Source organism: Microcoleus sp. N9_A2, from assembly GCF_036701775.1.
Lineage (GTDB): Bacteria > Cyanobacteriota > Cyanobacteriia > Cyanobacteriales > Microcoleaceae > Microcoleus.
On sequence record NZ_JAUBRH010000061.1, the window covers coordinates 1 to 18,176 of the forward strand.

At 45.6% G+C, this 18,176-nt stretch carries 17 protein-coding genes and 1 pseudogene; 8 read left to right on the top strand and 10 right to left on the bottom strand.

Annotated elements, in window-relative coordinates; genetic code table 11:
- The coding region (locus QUA44_RS25110) for an FG-GAP-like repeat-containing protein (RefSeq protein WP_333309992.1) at nt 1-2,889 on the bottom strand (2,889 nt) is incomplete at its 3' end.
- A 294-nt stretch (nt 2,890-3,183) separates the two neighbouring features.
- Nucleotides 3,184-4,107, bottom strand: a complete 924-nt coding sequence (locus tag QUA44_RS25115; protein ID WP_333255400.1) for a helix-turn-helix transcriptional regulator — start codon at nt 4,105-4,107, stop codon at nt 3,184-3,186.
- 280 nt (nt 4,108-4,387) lie between these two features.
- On the opposite strand from QUA44_RS25115, the gene QUA44_RS25120 reads away from it, so the two are divergent.
- Nucleotides 4,388-5,449, top strand: coding sequence for a TIGR03032 family protein (locus tag QUA44_RS25120; protein ID WP_333255402.1), 1,062 nt, complete (start codon nt 4,388-4,390; stop codon nt 5,447-5,449).
- A 97-nt stretch (nt 5,450-5,546) separates the two neighbouring features.
- Here QUA44_RS25120 and QUA44_RS25125 read toward each other — a convergent pair whose 3' ends face one another.
- Entirely contained in the window at nt 5,547-6,185 is a 639-nt protein-coding gene (locus tag QUA44_RS25125) for a pentapeptide repeat-containing protein (RefSeq protein WP_333255404.1), read from the bottom strand.
- Between the two features lie 57 nt (nt 6,186-6,242).
- Here QUA44_RS25125 and QUA44_RS25130 point away from each other — a divergent pair, with 57 nt between their 5' ends.
- Nucleotides 6,243-6,788 carry a phosphatase domain-containing putative toxin gene (locus tag QUA44_RS25130; RefSeq protein WP_333255406.1) on the top strand — a complete coding sequence of 182 codons (546 nt, stop codon included), beginning with the start codon at nt 6,243-6,245 and terminating at the stop codon, nt 6,786-6,788.
- Between the two features lie 63 nt (nt 6,789-6,851).
- A pseudogene (locus tag QUA44_RS25135) lies at nt 6,852-6,986 on the top strand (glycosyltransferase family 2 protein); the annotation flags it as partial.
- Between the two features lie 379 nt (nt 6,987-7,365).
- Here the strand turns inward: QUA44_RS25135 and QUA44_RS25140 are convergent.
- The 7 genes from QUA44_RS25140 to QUA44_RS25170 form a co-directional block, all read right to left on the bottom strand.
- Nucleotides 7,366-9,618, bottom strand: coding sequence for a transglycosylase domain-containing protein (locus tag QUA44_RS25140; RefSeq protein ID WP_333255446.1), 2,253 nt, complete (start codon nt 9,616-9,618; stop codon nt 7,366-7,368).
- Between the two features lie 456 nt (nt 9,619-10,074).
- Nucleotides 10,075-10,197, bottom strand: coding sequence for a photosystem II reaction center protein J (locus QUA44_RS25145; protein WP_006635506.1), 123 nt, complete (start codon nt 10,195-10,197; stop codon nt 10,075-10,077).
- Between the two features lie 69 nt (nt 10,198-10,266).
- A complete protein-coding gene (locus tag QUA44_RS25150) occupies nt 10,267-10,389 on the bottom strand; it encodes a photosystem II reaction center protein L (RefSeq protein ID WP_172190234.1) in 123 nt (40 codons plus the stop codon).
- A gap of 9 nt (nt 10,390-10,398) precedes the next feature.
- Entirely contained in the window at nt 10,399-10,536 is a 138-nt protein-coding gene (psbF, locus tag QUA44_RS25155) for a cytochrome b559 subunit beta (RefSeq protein ID WP_006635504.1), read from the bottom strand.
- Between the two features lie 20 nt (nt 10,537-10,556).
- Complete coding sequence (psbE, locus tag QUA44_RS25160; protein ID WP_333255409.1) at nt 10,557-10,805, bottom strand: cytochrome b559 subunit alpha; 249 nt, start codon at nt 10,803-10,805, stop codon at nt 10,557-10,559.
- A gap of 56 nt (nt 10,806-10,861) precedes the next feature.
- The gene (locus tag QUA44_RS25165) at nt 10,862-11,878 is read right to left on the bottom strand and encodes a photosynthesis system II assembly factor Ycf48 (RefSeq protein ID WP_333255411.1); all 1,017 of its coding nucleotides are present in this window, start codon (nt 11,876-11,878) and stop codon (nt 10,862-10,864) included.
- On the bottom strand, nt 11,865-12,200 hold the full coding sequence (locus QUA44_RS25170) for a rubredoxin (protein ID WP_333033859.1): 336 nt from the start codon (nt 12,198-12,200) through the stop codon (nt 11,865-11,867). Before QUA44_RS25170 ends, QUA44_RS25165 begins: the two co-directional genes overlap by 14 nt.
- Nucleotides 12,201-12,566: 366 nt before the next feature.
- On the opposite strand from QUA44_RS25170, the gene ndhC reads away from it, so the two are divergent.
- From ndhC to QUA44_RS25195, 5 genes are all read left to right on the top strand, one after another.
- Nucleotides 12,567-12,929 carry a photosynthetic/respiratory NAD(P)H-quinone oxidoreductase subunit C gene (ndhC, locus tag QUA44_RS25175; protein WP_006635500.1) on the top strand — a complete coding sequence of 121 codons (363 nt, stop codon included), beginning with the start codon at nt 12,567-12,569 and terminating at the stop codon, nt 12,927-12,929.
- Nucleotides 12,920-13,642, top strand: a complete 723-nt coding sequence (gene ndhK, locus QUA44_RS25180; protein ID WP_333255413.1) for a photosynthetic/respiratory NAD(P)H-quinone oxidoreductase subunit K — start codon at nt 12,920-12,922, stop codon at nt 13,640-13,642. The genes ndhC and ndhK overlap by 10 nt, the downstream gene beginning before the upstream one ends.
- Complete coding sequence (locus tag QUA44_RS25185) at nt 13,635-14,138, top strand: NAD(P)H-quinone oxidoreductase subunit J (protein WP_333255415.1); 504 nt, start codon at nt 13,635-13,637, stop codon at nt 14,136-14,138. Before ndhK ends, QUA44_RS25185 begins: the two co-directional genes overlap by 8 nt.
- A 335-nt stretch (nt 14,139-14,473) precedes the next feature.
- Nucleotides 14,474-15,097 (top strand): DUF4760 domain-containing protein, encoded by a 624-nt coding sequence (locus tag QUA44_RS25190; RefSeq protein ID WP_333255416.1) that lies wholly within the window; start codon nt 14,474-14,476, stop codon nt 15,095-15,097.
- A gap of 1,526 nt (nt 15,098-16,623) precedes the next feature.
- The gene (locus QUA44_RS25195; protein WP_333255420.1) at nt 16,624-18,087 is read left to right on the top strand and encodes a class I SAM-dependent methyltransferase; all 1,464 of its coding nucleotides are present in this window, start codon (nt 16,624-16,626) and stop codon (nt 18,085-18,087) included.
- Nucleotides 18,088-18,176: the final 89 nt, after the last annotated feature.

The following is an 18,176-nucleotide window of genomic DNA, read 5'->3' on the forward strand; positions in this document are numbered from 1 at the left end:
AACTGCTGTACCGAGATTGTTGACGGTAAAGGTTTTGTTGAGAGTGCCGCCAATTAATGCACTACCAAAGTCGATCGTACTTGCAGTACCATCAGCTATATCCGTTGTTCCGTCTAATACTTGGATTTCCGGTAAAGGCGTTACATCGTTGTCGGTAATCTCAACGTTACCTGTTGTTGTAGTTCCGAGTGTAACACCGCTAGAAGGAGTCGAGATTGTGAAAGTACCTGTTTCACTTCCTTCTACAAGTGGATCATCAATAACATTGACGGTAAAGGAACCTGTGGTTTGACCGTCGGGAATGGTAATGATATTCGGAATTGTCGTAAAATCAGCAGCAGTGGCCGTTCCAGACAAAGCCACATTTACAGTTTGAGGGCCAACAACTGCACTTGATGCTGTGGCGGTGACGGTGATAACTGGAGTTCCGGTTTCTGTACTTGTGACTGGGGAAACTGAGAGGTTGACTGTGGGGAAGTCGTTGTCGGTAATTGCAACGTCACCAGTTGTCGTAGTTCCGAGTGTGATACCGCTAGAAGGAGTCGAGATTGTGAAAGTACCTGTTTCACTTCCTTCTACAAGTGGATCATCATTAACATTGACGGTAAAGGAACCTGTGGTTTGACCAGCAGGAATACTAATGCTAGTCGGAATTGTTCCTGTAAAATCAGCAGCAGTTGCCGTTCCAGACAAAGCCACATTTACAGTTTGATCTCCAACAACTGCACTTGATGCTGTGGCGGTGACAGTGATAACTGGAGTTCCGGTTTCTGTACTTGTGACTGGGGAAACTGAAAGGTTGACTGTGGGGAAGTCGTTGTCGGCAATTGTTAGTGTCCCCGTCGTATTGGCGGCAACTGGATCGAGAAAGTAGTTAAAATTGTTGGGATCGGCAGTGACGTTGACTTGGACTGTTTCCCCTGGGTTGACAATAGCATCATCAATGGGGACGGCATTAAGAACAGCGGTAGTTACACCAGTGGCAATGGTGAAAGTATTAGCAGTAACTGCCGTGATATTCGTACCCGCTGTTAAGGAGTAGTGACCAGGAGTAGCGGCTGTACTGCCAGTGGTGTTGAAGTTGACGACTATGCCGCCTGCGGGGGCGGGAGTATCGAGGGTGATATTAAATGTGCCAGTGGTGGGGCCGGTTTCGGTGGGAGTAGTGCCTGCGGCGATGCTGACTGTAGGGGTGTAGTTCAGCAGGATGGAGGCGGTGTCGTTGATGAGGCTGTTCGGCACAGCTAAGTCTGGTTTGCCGTCGCCGTTGATGTCGCCGATGCTGAGGGAGAAGGGGCGAAAGCCAGTAGGGAATTCAACATTGGTGGCAAAGGTGGGGGTGGCGGCGTTGGTGGGGGTGGTGTTGAGCAGGATGGAGGCGTTGTTGCTGATGAAGTTCCCCAAAGCTAAGTCTGGTTTCCCGTCGCCGTTGAAGTCGCCGATGCTGACTGATACGGGCTGATTGCCAGTAGGGAAGGGGACTTGGGGGGCAAAGGTGGGGGTGGCGGCTCCTGTGGCGGTGGTGTTGAGCAGGATGGAGGCGGTGTTGCTGTTGAAGTTCGCCACAGCTAAGTCAGGTAAATTGTCGCCGTTGATGTCGCCGATGCTGACGGAGAAGGGGTCACTGCCAGTAGGGAAGGTGAATTGGGGGGCGAAGGTGGGGGTGGCGGCTCCGGTGGGGGTGGTGTTGAGCAGGATCGAGGCAGTGTTGCTGCCGGAGTTCGCCACAGCTAAGTCAGGTAAATTGTCGCCGTTGAAGTCGCCGATGCTGACGGATCTGGGGCGAGTGCCAGTAGGGAAGGGGACTTGGGGGGCAAAGGTGGGGGTGGCGGCTCCTGTGGGGGTGGTGTTGAGCAGGATGGAGGCGCTGTTGTCGTTGAAGTTCGCCACAGCTAAGTCAGGTAAATTGTCGCCGTTGAAGTCGCCGATGCTGACGGAGAAGGGGCGATTGCCAGTAGGGAAGAGGACTTGGGGGGCGAAACTGGGGGTGGTGGCGTTGGTGGCGGTGGTGTTGAGCAGGATGGAGGCGGTGTTGCCGCCGGAGTTCGCCACAGCTATGTCAGGTAAATTGTCGCGGTTGAAGTCGCCGATGCTGACGAATCTGGGGTTAATGCCAGTAGGGAAGTCAACATTGGTGGCGAAGGTGGGGGTGGTGGCTCCGGTGGGGGTGGTGTTGAGCAGGATGGAGGCGGTGCTGCTGCCGTAGTTTGCCACAGCTAAGTCTGGGAGGCCGTCGCCGTTGAAGTCGCCGATGCTGACGGAGTAGGGGCGATTGCCAGTAGGGAATTCAACTTGGGTGGCAAAGCCGAGTACGCCACTGTAAGTCTTGAGGGTGGTTTCGGTGAGGGCTAGTTGGGGCGCTTCAGAAGATGGGGGGATGAGTTGGAGGATGTCCCAGGTGCCTCCTAGCGTACTGTTGCCTGTTGGGTGCGGGTTGGCGGCGATGTTTGCCCCTGTGAGTTGGTGGAGTTGAGTCAGGAATTGGTGTCCTCTGTCTCCGGCTGCTACGCTGCATCCATATAAGATGATGTTGGCGTTGTCAGTGAGGCTGTTTCGCCACTGTTGCAATTGGTGGCTGTAGTTGTGGATGTTGCTGCTGTTGAGTTCTGTTGTGCCTAGGTAAAGCTTGCCAGAATCTCCGTGGGTGATGATGTGGAGAGTTTCGATGCCTGTATGCTGAGCTAGGATTGTGGCGATTTGCTCTACGGCATCGGGCTGGCTTTTGAGGATGTAGGTGGCGGTGTCGGGTTTGATGCCGGAGATTAGGTGCTGGCTGTCTGGTATTGTGGGGTCAAGGATGACTATGGATGTGGGCTTGTTGCTGGTGCAACCAACCAAACTTCCGATATTGTTATTTAGGGAACGGTTAATTTGAGGTAGAGTTTTCACAGTTTTTTGCTTTTAATGTAGTTCGTGGTTTTTGAGTCGATCAGGAGATGACCCCGATTTGATTTTGGTTTGTGATGTTTCTACCTGGTGGTGGATGACACTCGCGGCCCTTGATGAGTAATATCAAAAGGGTAATGAAAACACTTCTAACCGAAACAAGGGCTCGAAACCTTTGTTTTGTAGGACTTACGCATTAATATGTGGTCTGAATCCCGTTAAGCTGTGTATCAATTTATTCCCTAACAATATTTATAATTTGCTGCTTCCTAGTTGCGCTAGCCAAATTGCGAAAGATTAGTTTCGCAAAATGTCCGAAGGCTTTTCCCCAAAATGCTGCTGGAAATATTTTGTAAAGCGACTAGGATTGTAAAAGCCATAATTAAACGCAACTTCCGTAATCGTTTTGTTACTCTCCATTAACTCCATACGAGCGGCTTCAAGTCGAGCATTTCGCAAAAATTGACTGGGAGAGACACCGTAATAACGAGCGAATGCTGTTTGCAAAGAACGACTGCTACAGTTCATGGCGGAAGCAATTTGTGCAATTGTCAGCTCTTGTTTCATATTTGCTCGGATGTATTCGGCCGCCTCTCGCACGCGGGCGATCGAAATTTCGGATACTTTAATAATCGATGGTTCTAAAGTGTTGTAAGATGAACCTTGGACTAAGGTAGAAAAAATAGCGATTTCTAAATTTTGAATTACCAGTGGATGTCCATTAGTGTCAATCAAATTCAACAGCGTTATGACCAGTTGATATAGCGATCGACCGTAAGGAGTAGTGCGATCGATAAGTTGCACCAGGTTATGACGTTCAATGGATTTGTCAAGATACTTGCTCATTTCAGTTAAAAATAGAGCTTCATCTATATAAATTGATATTCCGCTGTATGTGGCTGAGTGCTGAAGCTGGCTTAATTCGGCTCCCGGCTGAGTTATCAGCAAATTTCGATCGTTCACGAGGAATTCGTTAGACCCAACTTTCAATAAATTATCGCTGTCATAAAATGTGAAACCTATTTTTCCAAGAAAAGTATATCCTGCGGTATATGTACTCCCAGCTTCCCAAACAACACTCACGAACTCGAAGTTTTTTAACTTAGCAAGCCGCCATTGAATTTTGTAATCTTTGGAAGAGAAAGTATGTTTAGTAATACCCGATACTTGCTTAATATATATCTCTGGATCGTTGATTTCAATATTTAAATCCCAGACCATTATTAAATCCCCATATTTTACACATACAATAAATTATATCAATTCTGTGTAAATATTTATACCTCTTCTGGGGTTTTTTACGGAAATTATCTCAGGTCGATGTGGGCGAGTTTGTGAGATTCTGGGTTTTTGGCAATTATGGTTGGTGAGGGGAATCTCTACATTCAATAGGTACATTTTGATTTATGGTTGGGTGGGGGCGGGTTTATGAGATTGTTGGTTTTAGGCAATTATGGTTGGTAAAACCCGCCCCTACGGCAATTAAAATTTTATAGATTCTATGAATAACGACACAAATTTCAATACAGTCCAAGAACACGAGATTTTTGGCGATCGCGATTTACCATCTTGGTTAACCCAACAACAAATTAGCCTCGCTTGTACCACCTATCAAACCAACAGGTTAATGTTAATTGGTGCTGTGCCAGAAACCAACAGGATCTCGGCTTTTTGGCGAATATTCGATCGCGCAATGGGGCTTTTCTGCACGCCGGAACGCCTTTATTTAAGTTCCAAATATCAACTCTGGCAATTAGACAATGTGCTAGCTGAGGGCGCGCAACATCAAGGTTACGATCGCCTCTACATACCGCGCATCGCCTACACCACTGGAGATATCGACATTCACGATATCGCGGTCGATAAAAATAATCAAATCATTTTTATTAGCACTTTGTTTAATTGTATCGCTACTTTGAGCGATCGCCACAGTTGCAAACCCCTCTGGAAACCAGGTTTTATCTCACAATATATAAATGAAGACCGCTGTCACCTCAACGGTTTGGCAATGGTAGCTGGGGAGGCGAAATATGTCACAGCGTCGAGTCAGTCGGATGTCGTGGATGGCTGGCGCGATCGCAGAAAAAACGGCGGTATAGTTATTGATATTCAATCTAACGATATTATCGTTACAGGATTGTCAATGCCGCATTCTCCTCGCTGGTATCGAGACAAGTTGTGGTTGCTGAATTCGGGGAGAGGGGAATTAGGATATGTGGATTTAGATACAGGGAAATTTGAGGCGATTGCGTTTTGTCCGGGCTATGTCCGAGGACTAGCATTTTGGCAAAATTGGGCAATTGTCGGACTCTCGAAACCTCGGGGAGGTGACAACACTTTTAGCGGTTTAGAATTGGATGAGTTGTTGCTGGCCAAGGATGCTGAGGCTCGCTGCGGTATGATGGTGATTGATTTGACTACTGGGGCGATCGTTCACTGGTTGCGGTTTGAAGGAATTGTCACAGAACTCTATGATGTGCAAGTGATTCCGACAGTGCAAAAGCCTATGGCCTTGGGTTTCCAAACGGATGAAATTGCTCAGTTAATTACTTTGGAACTTTAACCGCAGATGGTGGCGGATATACGCTGATAGACGCAGATAAATGTTTACAGGATTTACCCACGGGGTGTGAGAGAAAGTATTTAAGCGGGATTTGGTATTACTCAAAAATCGCCCCATCTAAGGTTGTTTTTCTTAAGTCTGTTCTCGCTAAATTTGCACCTCTTAAATCGGCACCTGTTAAACAAACATTGCTTAAATCTGCATAACTCAAATCAGCACCTCTGAGATTAGCATCCGATAAATTTCCTCCTGATAAATTAGCCCTCACAAGTTGCGATTTACTCAAATTGCTGCCACTCAAATTTGCTGCTGGCATCTGTGCTGCCATTAAGTTTGCTTTGCTTAAATTAGTGCCGCTGAGGTTAGCTAAATTTAATTTAGCATAACTCAAATCAATGTTTTCCAAGCAAAGTTCGTCCAATTGCGCGCATCGCAAGTTAGCATTAATAAAAAACCTGTCTCCAATCGCATAACGGCGCAGCAATTCGTCAACTTCCAGCCGCATTAAAACCGGTTCGCAAGTATTTTGGTAGCACCACGATGTCTCCAGCAAACTAGCGGCTGCTTCAATTGCTACCTTGTCGCATTTAGGGAGCACTAAACCATTGCACCCATCCCACTCACCGTTGAGCATGAATGCCATCTCAGAAGCTGCTGCACTTGAGTCGCATAGCAAAACGGTTTCTGGCTTGGGTTGCAGCCAGTTCATTAAGGCGATCGAGCTGTTGTTTTTCACTGTTGATTCAGGATTTGTGCGTCTTTCTTAATTATAGGTAAAAATATTGAAAACAGTATGCACAAATTCGCTGCGGCTTCAGAGAATGAATTAATTGTGTTTGGTGCAGCCAGACCAGGATACCGCGATGCAGAACTTGCTCGCTGGATTGAATTTATGCAGGGGCATAATATCAAGCAAGTTTGCTGCTTGCTTGCTCAGACCCAACTCATCCGCTACACTGATTTACTGGGAACATATCGGAACATCTTTGGGTGCGATCGAGTTTGCTGGGCGCCGATTGCAGACTTTGAATTGGTCGATCGCGATATTTTAATCGATCGCATATTGCCGTTCTTGGAATCTGCAAATAGCAAAGGCGAACGGGTAGTAGTTCACTGTTCTGGGGGGATTGGACGTACAGGACAGGTTTTGGCTGCTTGGTTGGTCAGTGGGCGGGGGTTGTCTAACAAACAGGCGATCGCAGCAGTAAAAAAAACTGGCAGAAATCCCTATGAAGCAGCGATAGTAGCTTGTTTGAAAGGTCGAAACCCCTGGCTAGTCGTTGAAGAACTTAATGCTCTCTTAGACGATTGTCGCCTTGCTGCGAGAAATGACCTATAGCACTATAGCAAGTATATATATATGCCAATTGTGTAAGTCCTAAAAGATTTAAAAGACTCGGCTTCCTACGATACAACTCAGGCATCAGGTAAATGGCTGTTTTGGCTGTCACCGTTAGCCGATCCGTTGGCGTTTTTGCGAATTCTCATTTCTGCTTTAAATCAGCCTACTCACTGGCGCGGCAGGAAGTATGAATAATGATTAAATTTTGGCTATTTTTTTTCAAAAATTAAAATATGTGCGATCGCTTTTGAGACGAACAACCCAAGCCCTGAAAACATCCTCGCTCAGTTAACCTTAATCAGCCTGGAAATCAATAGACCTCTTGCAAAAATCCTTTTCATCAGTTAATGGGCCGGAGAGCCCGTCCTAATTATTTTTGCAAGAGGTCTAATAACGTATTAATGTCATTGCTCGCAGGGATTGTTAGCTGGCGCGCCCTCTTAGAAAAGCAATCGCAGCATCTGTTTTTCATGGGTTCTGCGTTTAGGATTCGGAGATTGAGTTGACAAGCTGTACGGCATTTAAATTGTATATTTCAATGCCGTATCAAAATTCGTCCAATCCCCGCCTCCACTCAACGCGCCACCTGCCGCATATACTCCCCCCACAACTGAGCAGCATTTGCACTACCTCCGGCAGTCGGAGAATTATCATCATTTCCCAACCAAACTCCTGTCACCAGTTGCTGACTCGGAATATAACCGACAAACCACAAATCTCTATTATCATTAGTCGTGCCTGTTTTTCCAGCTTCTCCCAACCCCAAAGCAGCACTGCTGCCCGTACCTCCCCGCACCACACCTTGCAGCATATCAGTCATCGTATCCGCTACGGCTTCAGAAACTAACTGCCGATTGGCAATGCCATCTTTTTGATAGTCATAAATCACCCGGCAACTGTTAAAATCATTTCTATCTTTGCAATCGCTGCTGTCAATAATTCGCTTGATTACGTGGGGACGATTTCCCAAACCCCGATTAGCCAAAACCCCGAAAGCACCCGTTAATTGCAACACATTAACTTCACTTTCACCTAATACTAAACCAGGATTAGAACGCAGTTCAGAAGTAATCCCCAAACGTCTGGCCATTTGCACTACATTGTCTAAACCGACATCCTGTGCTACCCTCAATGCAATTGCATTTTCCGACAACGCCAAGCCGCGATACATATCAGCACTGCCGCTGGTTCTTTCGCAGCCGCTGTAACTTTGTCCGCCCCAGGAAAGCGGCTCGCAAGAATAAGTTTTGCTGGCTGGTATTCCGATTTCTAGGGCGGCTGCATAGGTGAAAATCTTAAATGTAGAACCGGGCTGTCTCAAAGCTTGAGTAGCCCGATTAAACTGACTTTTCAAATAATCTACGCCCCCAACTAAAGCTAAGACTTCCCCGGTTGTACTATTGAGAGTAACCACGGCTCCTTGAGAAAAACCTGCACTGGCTCCCGCATTTTCAACAGCATTTCTGAGGGAACTTTCCGCCAACTTTTGCAGGCCGGGGTTCAAACCTGTTTCTACAATAAAATTGCCTTCTCTGGCTAACTGCTCCCCGAGCAAAAACTCCAATTCGTCAAATACATAACTGTAGAAATAAGGAGCGATCGTACTTTGCAGATATTGGCGGGCTTTGGGATTGATCTCAATTCGCGATCGCCTCGCGCGATCGGCTTCTTCCTGAGAAATCGTCCCCAGAGCGCGCATTCGTTCGATTACTCGATCGCGATACTGCACCGCCAACTGATAATTTTGAATCGGATTAAAACTGTTTGGCGCCGGCAAAATCCCCGCCAAAGTTGCCGCCTCCGACAAACTTAAATCCTTCGCCGACTTGCCAAAATAAAACCGAGACGCATCCTCAAAACCGTAAAGGTCAATTCCCAAAAACACCCGATTTAAATAAGTCAGCAACAGCTCATCTTTGCTGTAATAATTCTCCATTTTCAATGCAACGACAGCTTCCCGCAACTTGCGTCCTGCCGAATCTTGAGTACCTACATAATCTCGAAACAAACTCCTCGCTAACTGCTGCGTCACAGTGCTGCCGCCTTCGCGTATTCCTCCCCCGCGAACATTGGTCAAAAGCGCGCGCAAAACTCCGATCGGATCTACCCCCAAATGCCAATTGTAGCGGCTGTCTTCCGAAGCAAGTACCGCCTTGGATAAATAAGGCGAAAAATCCTGCAATTGCTTTAATTCTAAGTGAGCGTTATTCTGAGGAGGACGCAGGGGAGTTTGCCCGTCGCGGGCGTAAACAATCACGGGGCCATTGATACTTCTCGGCAGAGGCCGCACTTGAAACTTTGTCGATTCCATGCCTACCAACACGGCAATCAAAGCGGTGATTCCGCTGACGCCGTAAAAGCTGTAACGCACAAGTTCCAAATACCAAGGCGGCGGATCTACGTACTGAACTCTGACAGCGGCGGCTAGTTCCGGCGGCCCTAAAGTGAACACGTCTCCGTGGCGCAGGGACATACTTTTAACTCGCCTTTTGCCCCTGTAAATGCCGTTGGTGGAGTCTTCATCTTTAAGGACAAAAGGAGTCCGTCGCCGAGTATCCCGCGACAGGGATAAGTGCACGTGACTGACAACGGGATTGCGAACTACAATATCTGAAGATTTGGACGATCGACCTAACAAATATCGATCGCCCAACAGCGGATAAACCTCAGCTTTAGCTGCACCCGCATCTTGTACCCACAATTCGGGTACTTTGGCGTTTGGTTTCAGCGCTAGCTGGTTAAAATTAACCTTGGCAATAGTCTGGACTGCTTGGGTAATCGCACCCAAGACGGTTTGAGGTTTGCGGGGCGGCGGCGGTGGGGTCATATTTCGCTGTGCACTACGATCGAGCGATCGGCTCTTGCACCATTCTACTCGCAACTTTTGGCTAATTTCACGATCTGCCCACACTCTCTTAGCGATCGTCCGCTAGTGACCAGGGATTTTGGGAGTTTTTCGTCAACCTACCCCGGAGCGATGTATTGAGCAAAGTTCCCCAACCACAAAAAAAGTCTCGCTCTCATCGACTAGCAGCAACAGATCATAAACTTGTCAAATAATAGACGAGCAATTGCATTCATTCGCTCTCAATTCTTGAAATTATCTGCGTTGATCTGTGTTGCATCTGCCTTTCATCTGCGGTCGATCGATCAAAAATTCATCCAATTGCTCGTCTCATCAACACTTTCTCTAAAATCAATCCCAGATTTACCAACAAAATTCGTATAATTAAAACCCCCCTTTTTCAAGGGGGTTAAAAGCCGAAAATCAGTTTGATTCTCCTTACATCGAAGAACCCAAACCGGCATAAGCACCGTAGAAGAAAAGGCTCACAATGCTCAGAACACCGAGACCTGCGACAGTAGCTACCAGCCACAAAGGAATTCTGCCACTTTCACTAAACATAGCGATCACCTCACTAATTCACAGCTAAACAAATTTGATCAAACTATCGAAAGCCAACTCAAACACCAGTTAATTAAAGAAATAACTGGAAAACAAAATACCCAGAGTAAAAATCAGCAACAGACCCAAATAAAGGGAAGTCCGATTTAACTCTACGGGCTGCTCGTTGGGATTAGGAACGCGCTCAGGCATTGTAAACTCCTATCGTTGAATAAATTGCATTGCTGCGATCGCGCCCAAAAAGAAAATTGTTGGGACACCTAAAGTATGAACTGCCAACCAGCGTACCGTAAAAATCGGATACGAAATTGGCTCATTGTTTGGCGTTCTGCTCGTCATTTTTCCAAATCCTTGTAAAATTACTTGCCAATGAACTGATCTACTTGTTTCTTAGCTTCAAAGCGATCCGAGATAATCGGCACTTCTTCCCGCTGCGGTGTGAAATACTGGTTAGGGCGAGGAGTTCCGAAAGCATCGTAAGCCAAACCCGTTTGCACAAACAGCCATCCAGCAATAAACAAAGCCGGAATGGTGATGCTGTGAATTACCCAATAACGGATACTTGTAATAATGTCCCCAAACGGACGTTCTCCAGTTGTACCAGACATTTAGATTCCTCCTTTCAACAACAAATCGACAGACAATCTCTATTACTATTCTACTATCAAGCAGCTTGCGCTAAACCTTGATATTTAAGTAGAGTACCGCTCGCGCCGATCACAAATCCGCGATCGGGGCCCATAAAGACAATCCTGTAAAAATTAGCAGGAACATCCTCAACTTCGCGGTCTTTTTGCCAAGTTTTCCCGCCGTCCAAACTGCACAGCAAATTGCCGCCGCCGCCGGCTACCCAAACTTCATTATCAGTCCGGTAAGCCATGTCCAGCAAACCCCAACTCGCCTTACGATCGGGAAAAAACGGTTTTCCCCAACCTTCAGGATTGGACGGGTCGCTAAACTGAATCTGACCGCCGCGGGCGAGCATCCACAAACGCCCGTCCTTGGTAAAGCCCATATTTTGCAGGCGCCGAGAACTGTTGCGGTTGTGGGGTTCCCAAGATTCTTGTCCAGGTTTCCACACCGAGTAGAAATTACCCTTTGAGGATACCGCAACATACTGCCCGTCTTCTGAACGGTTGATATTGCGAACCACCCCAAAAGAGTCTTGCACGATCGCTTTCCAATTTTTGCCGCCGTCAGAAGTGCGGTAAATCGCGCCTACATCCGTCGTCATATCAGCCGTATTTGGGCCAATAGCTGCGATCGTACTTGGAGAACCCGGTAACTGAGAGCTCAAAGCAATCCGCGTCCAAGACTTGCCCTCATCGTTCGTGTGGAGCAAAACTGAAGGCTGGCCGACAATCCAACCTTCGGAACCCGAAAAACTCACCGACGCAAAACGCGATCTCGGCTCGTCAATATCCAGTGCGATCTGTTTCCAGTTAGTCCCGCCGTCGGTCGTTTCAAACAGAGTCGCCTCCGAACCGACGACCCAGCCGTGGCGGTCGTCGGAACCCGTAAAGGCAATATCCTGCAAATTAGCTTCCGTCGGCAAGGAAATCACCTGCCAGGGGTTGTAACTCACAGAACCGATCGTGCTGCAACTCGTACAGATGAGCGCAGCCGCCAATAACATTACAATTCGTTGCCAAAATCTCACAATCGTCTTACTGCAAACCATACATACTAAGTAAAAACAAGAAACCAACGACCAAGCCGCCAAAAATCAGCAAACTTTTCTGACCTTCGGTCAAGCCGTTGACACCGACACCGTAGCGCTGATTTGCCTTAAATCCCGACGCCCCTTCCATCTGACCGAGATTTTGAAACATCGACTTGCGCGCTGCGCAAACGGGACAGACCCAAGTTTGGGGCAAATCTGTAAAAGCAGTGCCAGGGGCAATTGCATTTTTAGGATCGCCCTTTTTAGGATTGTAGACGTAGCCGCAGGCTCGGCACTCGTGCCGATCGAGGGTATTAGTCTCCGTGGCTCGATCGCTCATAAATCCAAAATTATGGGTCAGCTAATCGTGAAGTACCTCAACTAAACTTCGTTCGAGCTGGGGCTTCCAACTAAAACTCATATTAGGACGGTCTTATTCGTCTTCAAGGTTTCCCGTCTCAACCGCCGATGCCACGTTAGGGACACCACTTGGGTGTTCGACACTTAAGTCGAGGATGGTCTTACTTAGCGTCCACAGGCAGCCGCCCGTCTTCCACAGGCAGTTACAATATTAAAATATACATTAAAAATTATTGCAGAAGATGGACGATTAATCTCAACTAACTCGTAATTTTAGCTACCCAAAATCTATATAATGTAACAGACAAGTTACAGAACCCTTTCACCTAGGCAGTAATTATTCACCGTGTTTGCACTCAGCGGCTACGAGTATTTCTTAGGCTTCCTGTTAATTTCCAGCCTAGTCCCTATCCTCGCCCTCACGGCGTCTAAGGTACTGCGGCCCAAAAGTCGTCCCTACGACCGACGCACTACCTACGAATCTGGCGTCGAGCCGATCGGCGGAGCCTGGATTCAGTTCAACATCAGATATTATATGTTCGCCCTGGTCTTCGTCATCTTCGACGTAGAGACGGTCTTCCTCTATCCTTGGGCGGTTGCTTTCAACCAGCTAGGACTGTTGGCTTTTATTGAAGCCTTGTTTTTTATCACGATCCTCGTTATTGCTCTTGTCTATGCATGGCGCAAAGGAGCCTTGGAATGGTCTTAAGTTCAGAAACACAAAAATCGCTAATTGTCAATCCGGCAGAGCGTCCGCAAGTCACATCCGAATTATCCGAGAACGTCATCCTAACTACGGTTGATGACATCTATAACTGGGCGAGACTGTCGAGTCTTTGGCCACTGCTTTACGGCACAGCCTGCTGCTTTATCGAATTTGCAGCTTTAATTGGATCGCGCTTTGACTTCGACAGATTCGGCTTAGTACCGCGATCGAGTCCGCGGCAAGCCGACTTGTTAATCACCGCCGGTACAATTACCATGAAGTACGCCCCCATCTTGGTGCGGCTGTACGAACAAATGCCCGAACCCAAATACGTGATCGCGATGGGTGCTTGCACCATCACCGGCGGAATGTTCAGCGTAGACTCCCCTACAGCAGTCAGAGGCGTTGACAAACTGATTCCCGTAGATGTGTACATCCCCGGCTGTCCTCCACGTCCAGAAGCGATTATTGACGCAATTATCAAATTGCGGAAAAAAATCGCCAACGACTCGATGCAGGAACGCGGCAACTTGCTGCCCACCCACCGCTACTACACCAGACCCCACAAAATGAAAGTAGTAGATGACATTTTGGACGGCAAGTATTTGTCAATTCCCGGGCGGATGGCCCCACCGAAGGAATTGACGGAAGCAATGGGAATGCCAGTACCGCCCGCCCTGCTTGCAGGACAAAAACAGGAGGTACAACGTGGCTGAGACAGAATCTGCGATTGTTGAAGCTGGGAAGGTTTCCCAGTGGCTGACTCAGAATGGGTTTGAACACGAAGCTTTAGCGGCCGATAATTTGGGCGTGGAGATATTAAAGGTCGATCGAGAATTCCTAATTCCGATGTCAACAGCGCTGTACGCCTACGGGTTCAATTATATGCAGTACCAGTGCGCCTACGACCAAGGGCCGGGAGAAGATTTAGTCAGCGTTTACCACTTGGCTAAACTGACAGATAATGCTTCCCATCCCGAAGAAGTGCGCGTCAAAGTATTCATCCCCCGCGAAGATCCCAGAGTGCCATCAGTCTACTGGATTTGGAAAGCAGCCGACTTTCAAGAGCGGGAATCCTACGATATGTACGGCATCGTCTACGAAGGACATCCGAATCTGAAACGGATTTTGATGAACGAAGATTGGGTTGGCTGGCCGCTGCGGAAAGATTACATTTCCCCTGATTTCTACGAATTGCAAGACGCTTATTAAGGGAGTTTTGAGTTTTTAGCTCAAAATATAGCCTTTCTCAGTAACATGAGGTGCTCATAGGGCCTAGGCTTCCGTGGGCATAGGGCATAGGCATAGGACTCGCCCCCATACCTCACAACGCTTGAGAACCGCTATACAGTTGGTCATTTTGCACCCACTTCTTTGAGGAGTGGGTGCAATTTTTTTGCTCCTTTCTGGAAAACCCTCGATTGCACGGTATTTCTAAAAAGGCACTCGCCCAAGACAAAACTATTTTAAATTGATGCCGGAAAACCCTAAGTAGATTTGTAAAAATGATTAATATGTGAGATTCATTGAACACTAAGGAGTTAAAAATGCTAACCAAACCAACAACTCCACCCAGCAAAAGAGAACCCGACGGATTCCTCAAAATCAGTCTAAATCTCACAATGGGAATTGGAATTACTACCTTTATTGCAGCCTTAACTTTAATCGCTGTTCATTTTTATGAATCAAAATACCGAGACACTTTAAATTTTGCGGTAACTACATTAGCTACTGCTGCAGGAATATCTAGTGCCGTATATGCTTTGCGGGGAATCGAAATCAATTTAGAGGACAAAAAAATCGATCGAACCTTACGTTACATACAAATATGGAACGATCCTAGCTATTTTAGTGTTCGACAAATTGCAGCAAAAATTCATAAAGAGCTCAAACCGCTAGATGATACCGAAAGTAATGAGCACATGAATCTGATATATGCAGATGCACAGAAAAAGCAGGAAATAGTCAATATTCTTAATTTTTTAGAAGAAATGTCTATGTGTGTCCATTTCGGTCTCGTTGACGAAAAATCTTTGAAAGAGTTTTATCGATATATAGTTTGTACTTATTGCGATACCTTCACGCTCTTTGTTCACCGATCGCGAAAAGAAAGAAATAACCCGAAGCTTTACATCCACTTAACAGAGCTATGTGAGCAATGGAGACATTAATTACCAGACTTTTTATTGTTTGTAAAAGGTTTTAGCTAGCGGATTCAGGATCGAACTGAGTCAAATGAAGAAAACAATCTGGAAATATTGCCGGATTGTTTCTCGACCAATAGAATAGTCAATTAAATGAAGTGTAAACTGAGCCAGAAAAGGTGCATCAGTCTCATTGAAGGTCTTTACTACTCTGTAGACAAGGACGTAGTTGTGCTTTTTGTGTAATTAAAGGAGAAATGATGAAACGATTTACTTGTGACTCAATCGACTTACTTTGTGAAGGTGATACAGGCTTCTAAAACCTGTTTGCTTTTGTCTTTCATTAATGATTATTAGTGTAGCAGATGCGAGAGAAAGTCACCTATCTTTAAAATCGCATCCAACCGTGACAATTGTCACGAAAGCTAACATTTTCATACTCGACAGAACCGCTAGTTTTTGCAGAGAGTGAGGGGCAACTCACTTTCTGCACTTGACTGTAACCTAATTCCCTAGAACTCATCAACCTAATTTCAATCTAGAGAGTTAGGTTGATGAGTATCTCCATATTTCTCCACCCTCACACATCCAAGTTTATAGATCCCCCTCAAAATATGAAGGCGATCCCATTTGTTGATTCTCACCATTACTTAACAGCGTAATCGACAAGCCCGATGCCACTCGATCGTTATCTTTCTTGTTAAAGTTCTTCATTTTCTGCTTTCTCCAGAGTGTAGATGAGAAAATCTAGCTTGAGAATGGGGGAAACACTTTTATCCCAATACCTTTGGGTTGGGAAATCATCTAAGCCTTTGAATACTCTGAGAGTTAGCCACACCAGAATAATTCCAGGTAAACTCAATCTGCAAAACACCAAACATAGATTGGTGCAACACCCTAAGACTTATTATTTTTTCCTAATTCAGCTAAGTTATAATGCCTGATAAACTAACTCAAACATGGAGAAGTCCCGATTTACTTTGCGACAAATCATAGACTGAACTCTGTTTTTAAGAGTTTAGGCAATCATACTGGCTTAAAAAAATAATACACCAAAGAGCTTCTCTCTGTCAACTTTTTCGTTAACGAGTTCTAGAGAGGTGTTCGGATTATACAAGACTGAGCGCATTGAGCTATCAGCCTATGAGTTGTCGCACCTACAAAGATAAAGCAAGTAGCAATAAAAGTCAAGCTTGTCGATGATATAGGACATGAATTTTAATGATCTTTATCTCCAATCCTTAGTGATATCGATCACTGGAAGAGCCGATTAAAATCCTTTCCGGTATCTACAATAAACTGTGTACCGATAATTAACATCAGTTATCTTACTGAAAAAACCAACTCGATATTTCAGAACCGGATTAACTCTACTATTTAACTGGTTCCCACGCACAGCCGGGGAACCGATGTCTAGAGGCTTTGCCTCACTTGCTTGGGAACATTGGAGGTAGAGTCTCCGGATCTGCGTTACCAGGCTTGAGCCTGGTAACAAGTAGAATTGAGCGTGCCGGACAACAAGACGGCGTTATCGCAGTTTATAAATCTAACCGATGAGTTCCAACGATCGCAAAACCAAACTAGAATACGGGGATTTTCAGACACCGCTGGAATTAGCACAGATGGTGTGTCGGAAATTGATAGAACTTGATGTTAACCCCAAAGTCATCATTGAGCCAACTTGCGGGATAGGTAATTTCATTAAAGCTGCTGCAAATTCGTTTCCATCCGCCAGCAAGATTATCGGGGTTGAAATCAATCAAAGTTATTTAATAGAATTAAAAGCTAAGCATGAATTGTTGCAGGATGAAAGATGTGAGGTTAAACACGGAGATTTTTTTGAGTTTGACTGGACATCATTAATCAACCAATTTAATCATAGGGTGCTGGTACTTGGCAACTTTCCTTGGGTAACAAACTCACAACAAGGAACTATTTGCAGTAAAAACTTGCCGAAGAAAAGTAATTTTCAAAAGCACACTGGCTTAGATGCACTAACAGGTAAAAGTAACTTCGATATCTCAGAATGGATGCTGATCCATGCGATACAATGGTTGCAAAATCGTGACGCCACTCTGGCAATGCTTTGCAAGACTTCCGTTGCCAGAAAGTTATTGAGTTACATTCATTCAAAAAAACTTAATCTCGCTAGCTGTGCAACTTACAAAATAGATGCTAAAAAGTATTTTGATGCAAATGTTGATGCCTGTCTGTTATTCTGCAAGTTTGACTCAAGCTCACAAAACTACTTCTGCGATGTATTTAGCAGTTTAGAAAGTTCTGACTGCCACCGAATCGGATATCACAACAATCTCCTGGTTAAGGATATAAACTCTTTCAGTAAATTGGGTAATTTATATGCGGTGAATTCAGGGGTAAAATGGCGATCTGGTGTCAAACATGACTGCTCGAATGTGATGGAATTTCGGAAAATTGATAATTTGTTTGTCAATGGATTTGGGGAAGCTGTCGAGATTGAGGAAACTTATCTATTTCCGCTACTTAAAGGATCGGATGTTGCTCAAAATCGCATTAATGCTACGGAGCGCTATATCCTAGTTACTCAAAAATTTATCGGTGAATCAACCGAAAATATCAAAACTATAGCTCCTAAAACCGGACGTTATCTAGAGAAGTGCGGGCAATATCTAGATAATCGCAAAAGCAAAATTTATCAAAATAACCCTCGATTTTCGATTTTTGGAGTAGGCGATTATAGCTTCCAACCTTGGAAAATTGCGATTTGCGGGCTTTATAAAAAATTGGATTTTAGGTTAATCGGTGAAATAGCTAATAAACCTGCAATCTTCGATGATACTGTTTACTTTCTTAGCTTTGAGAGCGAGAGAGTTGCACGTCAAACTTTTGAGCTTTTGAATTCACCGGCGGCCATTAACTTTTATTCAGCGATCGTATTTTGGGATGAAAAGCGCCCGATTAAATCCAGCATTTTAAATTGTTTGAATCTAGCAAGGCTGGCAGATTGGGAATTTGTAACCGCAGATGCACGCAGATAAACGCAGATAGATAGAGATATAATTTATATTATCGGTAATTCTGAAAACCTATGACTCAAGCTTTACCCAAACTCGTAAACTTCTAGGAA

What these genes read in the sequence shown, in the direction of transcription:
- QUA44_RS25115 (WP_333255400.1), bottom strand. Translation starts at nt 4,107, where the DNA reads ATGGTCTGGGATTTAAATATTGAAATCAACGATCCAGAGATATATATT.
- QUA44_RS25120 (WP_333255402.1), top strand. Translation starts at nt 4,388, where the DNA reads ATGAATAACGACACAAATTTCAATACAGTCCAAGAACACGAGATTTTT.
- QUA44_RS25130 (WP_333255406.1), top strand. Translation starts at nt 6,243, where the DNA reads ATGCACAAATTCGCTGCGGCTTCAGAGAATGAATTAATTGTGTTTGGT.
- QUA44_RS25140 (WP_333255446.1), bottom strand. Translation starts at nt 9,618, where the DNA reads ATGACCCCACCGCCGCCGCCCCGCAAACCTCAAACCGTCTTGGGTGCG.
- QUA44_RS25145 (WP_006635506.1), bottom strand. Translation starts at nt 10,197, where the DNA reads ATGTTTAGTGAAAGTGGCAGAATTCCTTTGTGGCTGGTAGCTACTGTC.
- QUA44_RS25150 (WP_172190234.1), bottom strand. Translation starts at nt 10,389, where the DNA reads ATGCCTGAGCGCGTTCCTAATCCCAACGAGCAGCCCGTAGAGTTAAAT.
- psbF (WP_006635504.1), bottom strand. Translation starts at nt 10,536, where the DNA reads ATGACGAGCAGAACGCCAAACAATGAGCCAATTTCGTATCCGATTTTT.
- psbE (WP_333255409.1), bottom strand. Translation starts at nt 10,805, where the DNA reads ATGTCTGGTACAACTGGAGAACGTCCGTTTGGGGACATTATTACAAGT.
- QUA44_RS25165 (WP_333255411.1), bottom strand. Translation starts at nt 11,878, where the DNA reads ATGGTTTGCAGTAAGACGATTGTGAGATTTTGGCAACGAATTGTAATG.
- QUA44_RS25170 (WP_333033859.1), bottom strand. Translation starts at nt 12,200, where the DNA reads ATGAGCGATCGAGCCACGGAGACTAATACCCTCGATCGGCACGAGTGC.
- ndhK (WP_333255413.1), top strand. Translation starts at nt 12,920, where the DNA reads ATGGTCTTAAGTTCAGAAACACAAAAATCGCTAATTGTCAATCCGGCA.
- QUA44_RS25190 (WP_333255416.1), top strand. Translation starts at nt 14,474, where the DNA reads ATGCTAACCAAACCAACAACTCCACCCAGCAAAAGAGAACCCGACGGA.
- QUA44_RS25195 (WP_333255420.1), top strand. Translation starts at nt 16,624, where the DNA reads ATGAGTTCCAACGATCGCAAAACCAAACTAGAATACGGGGATTTTCAG.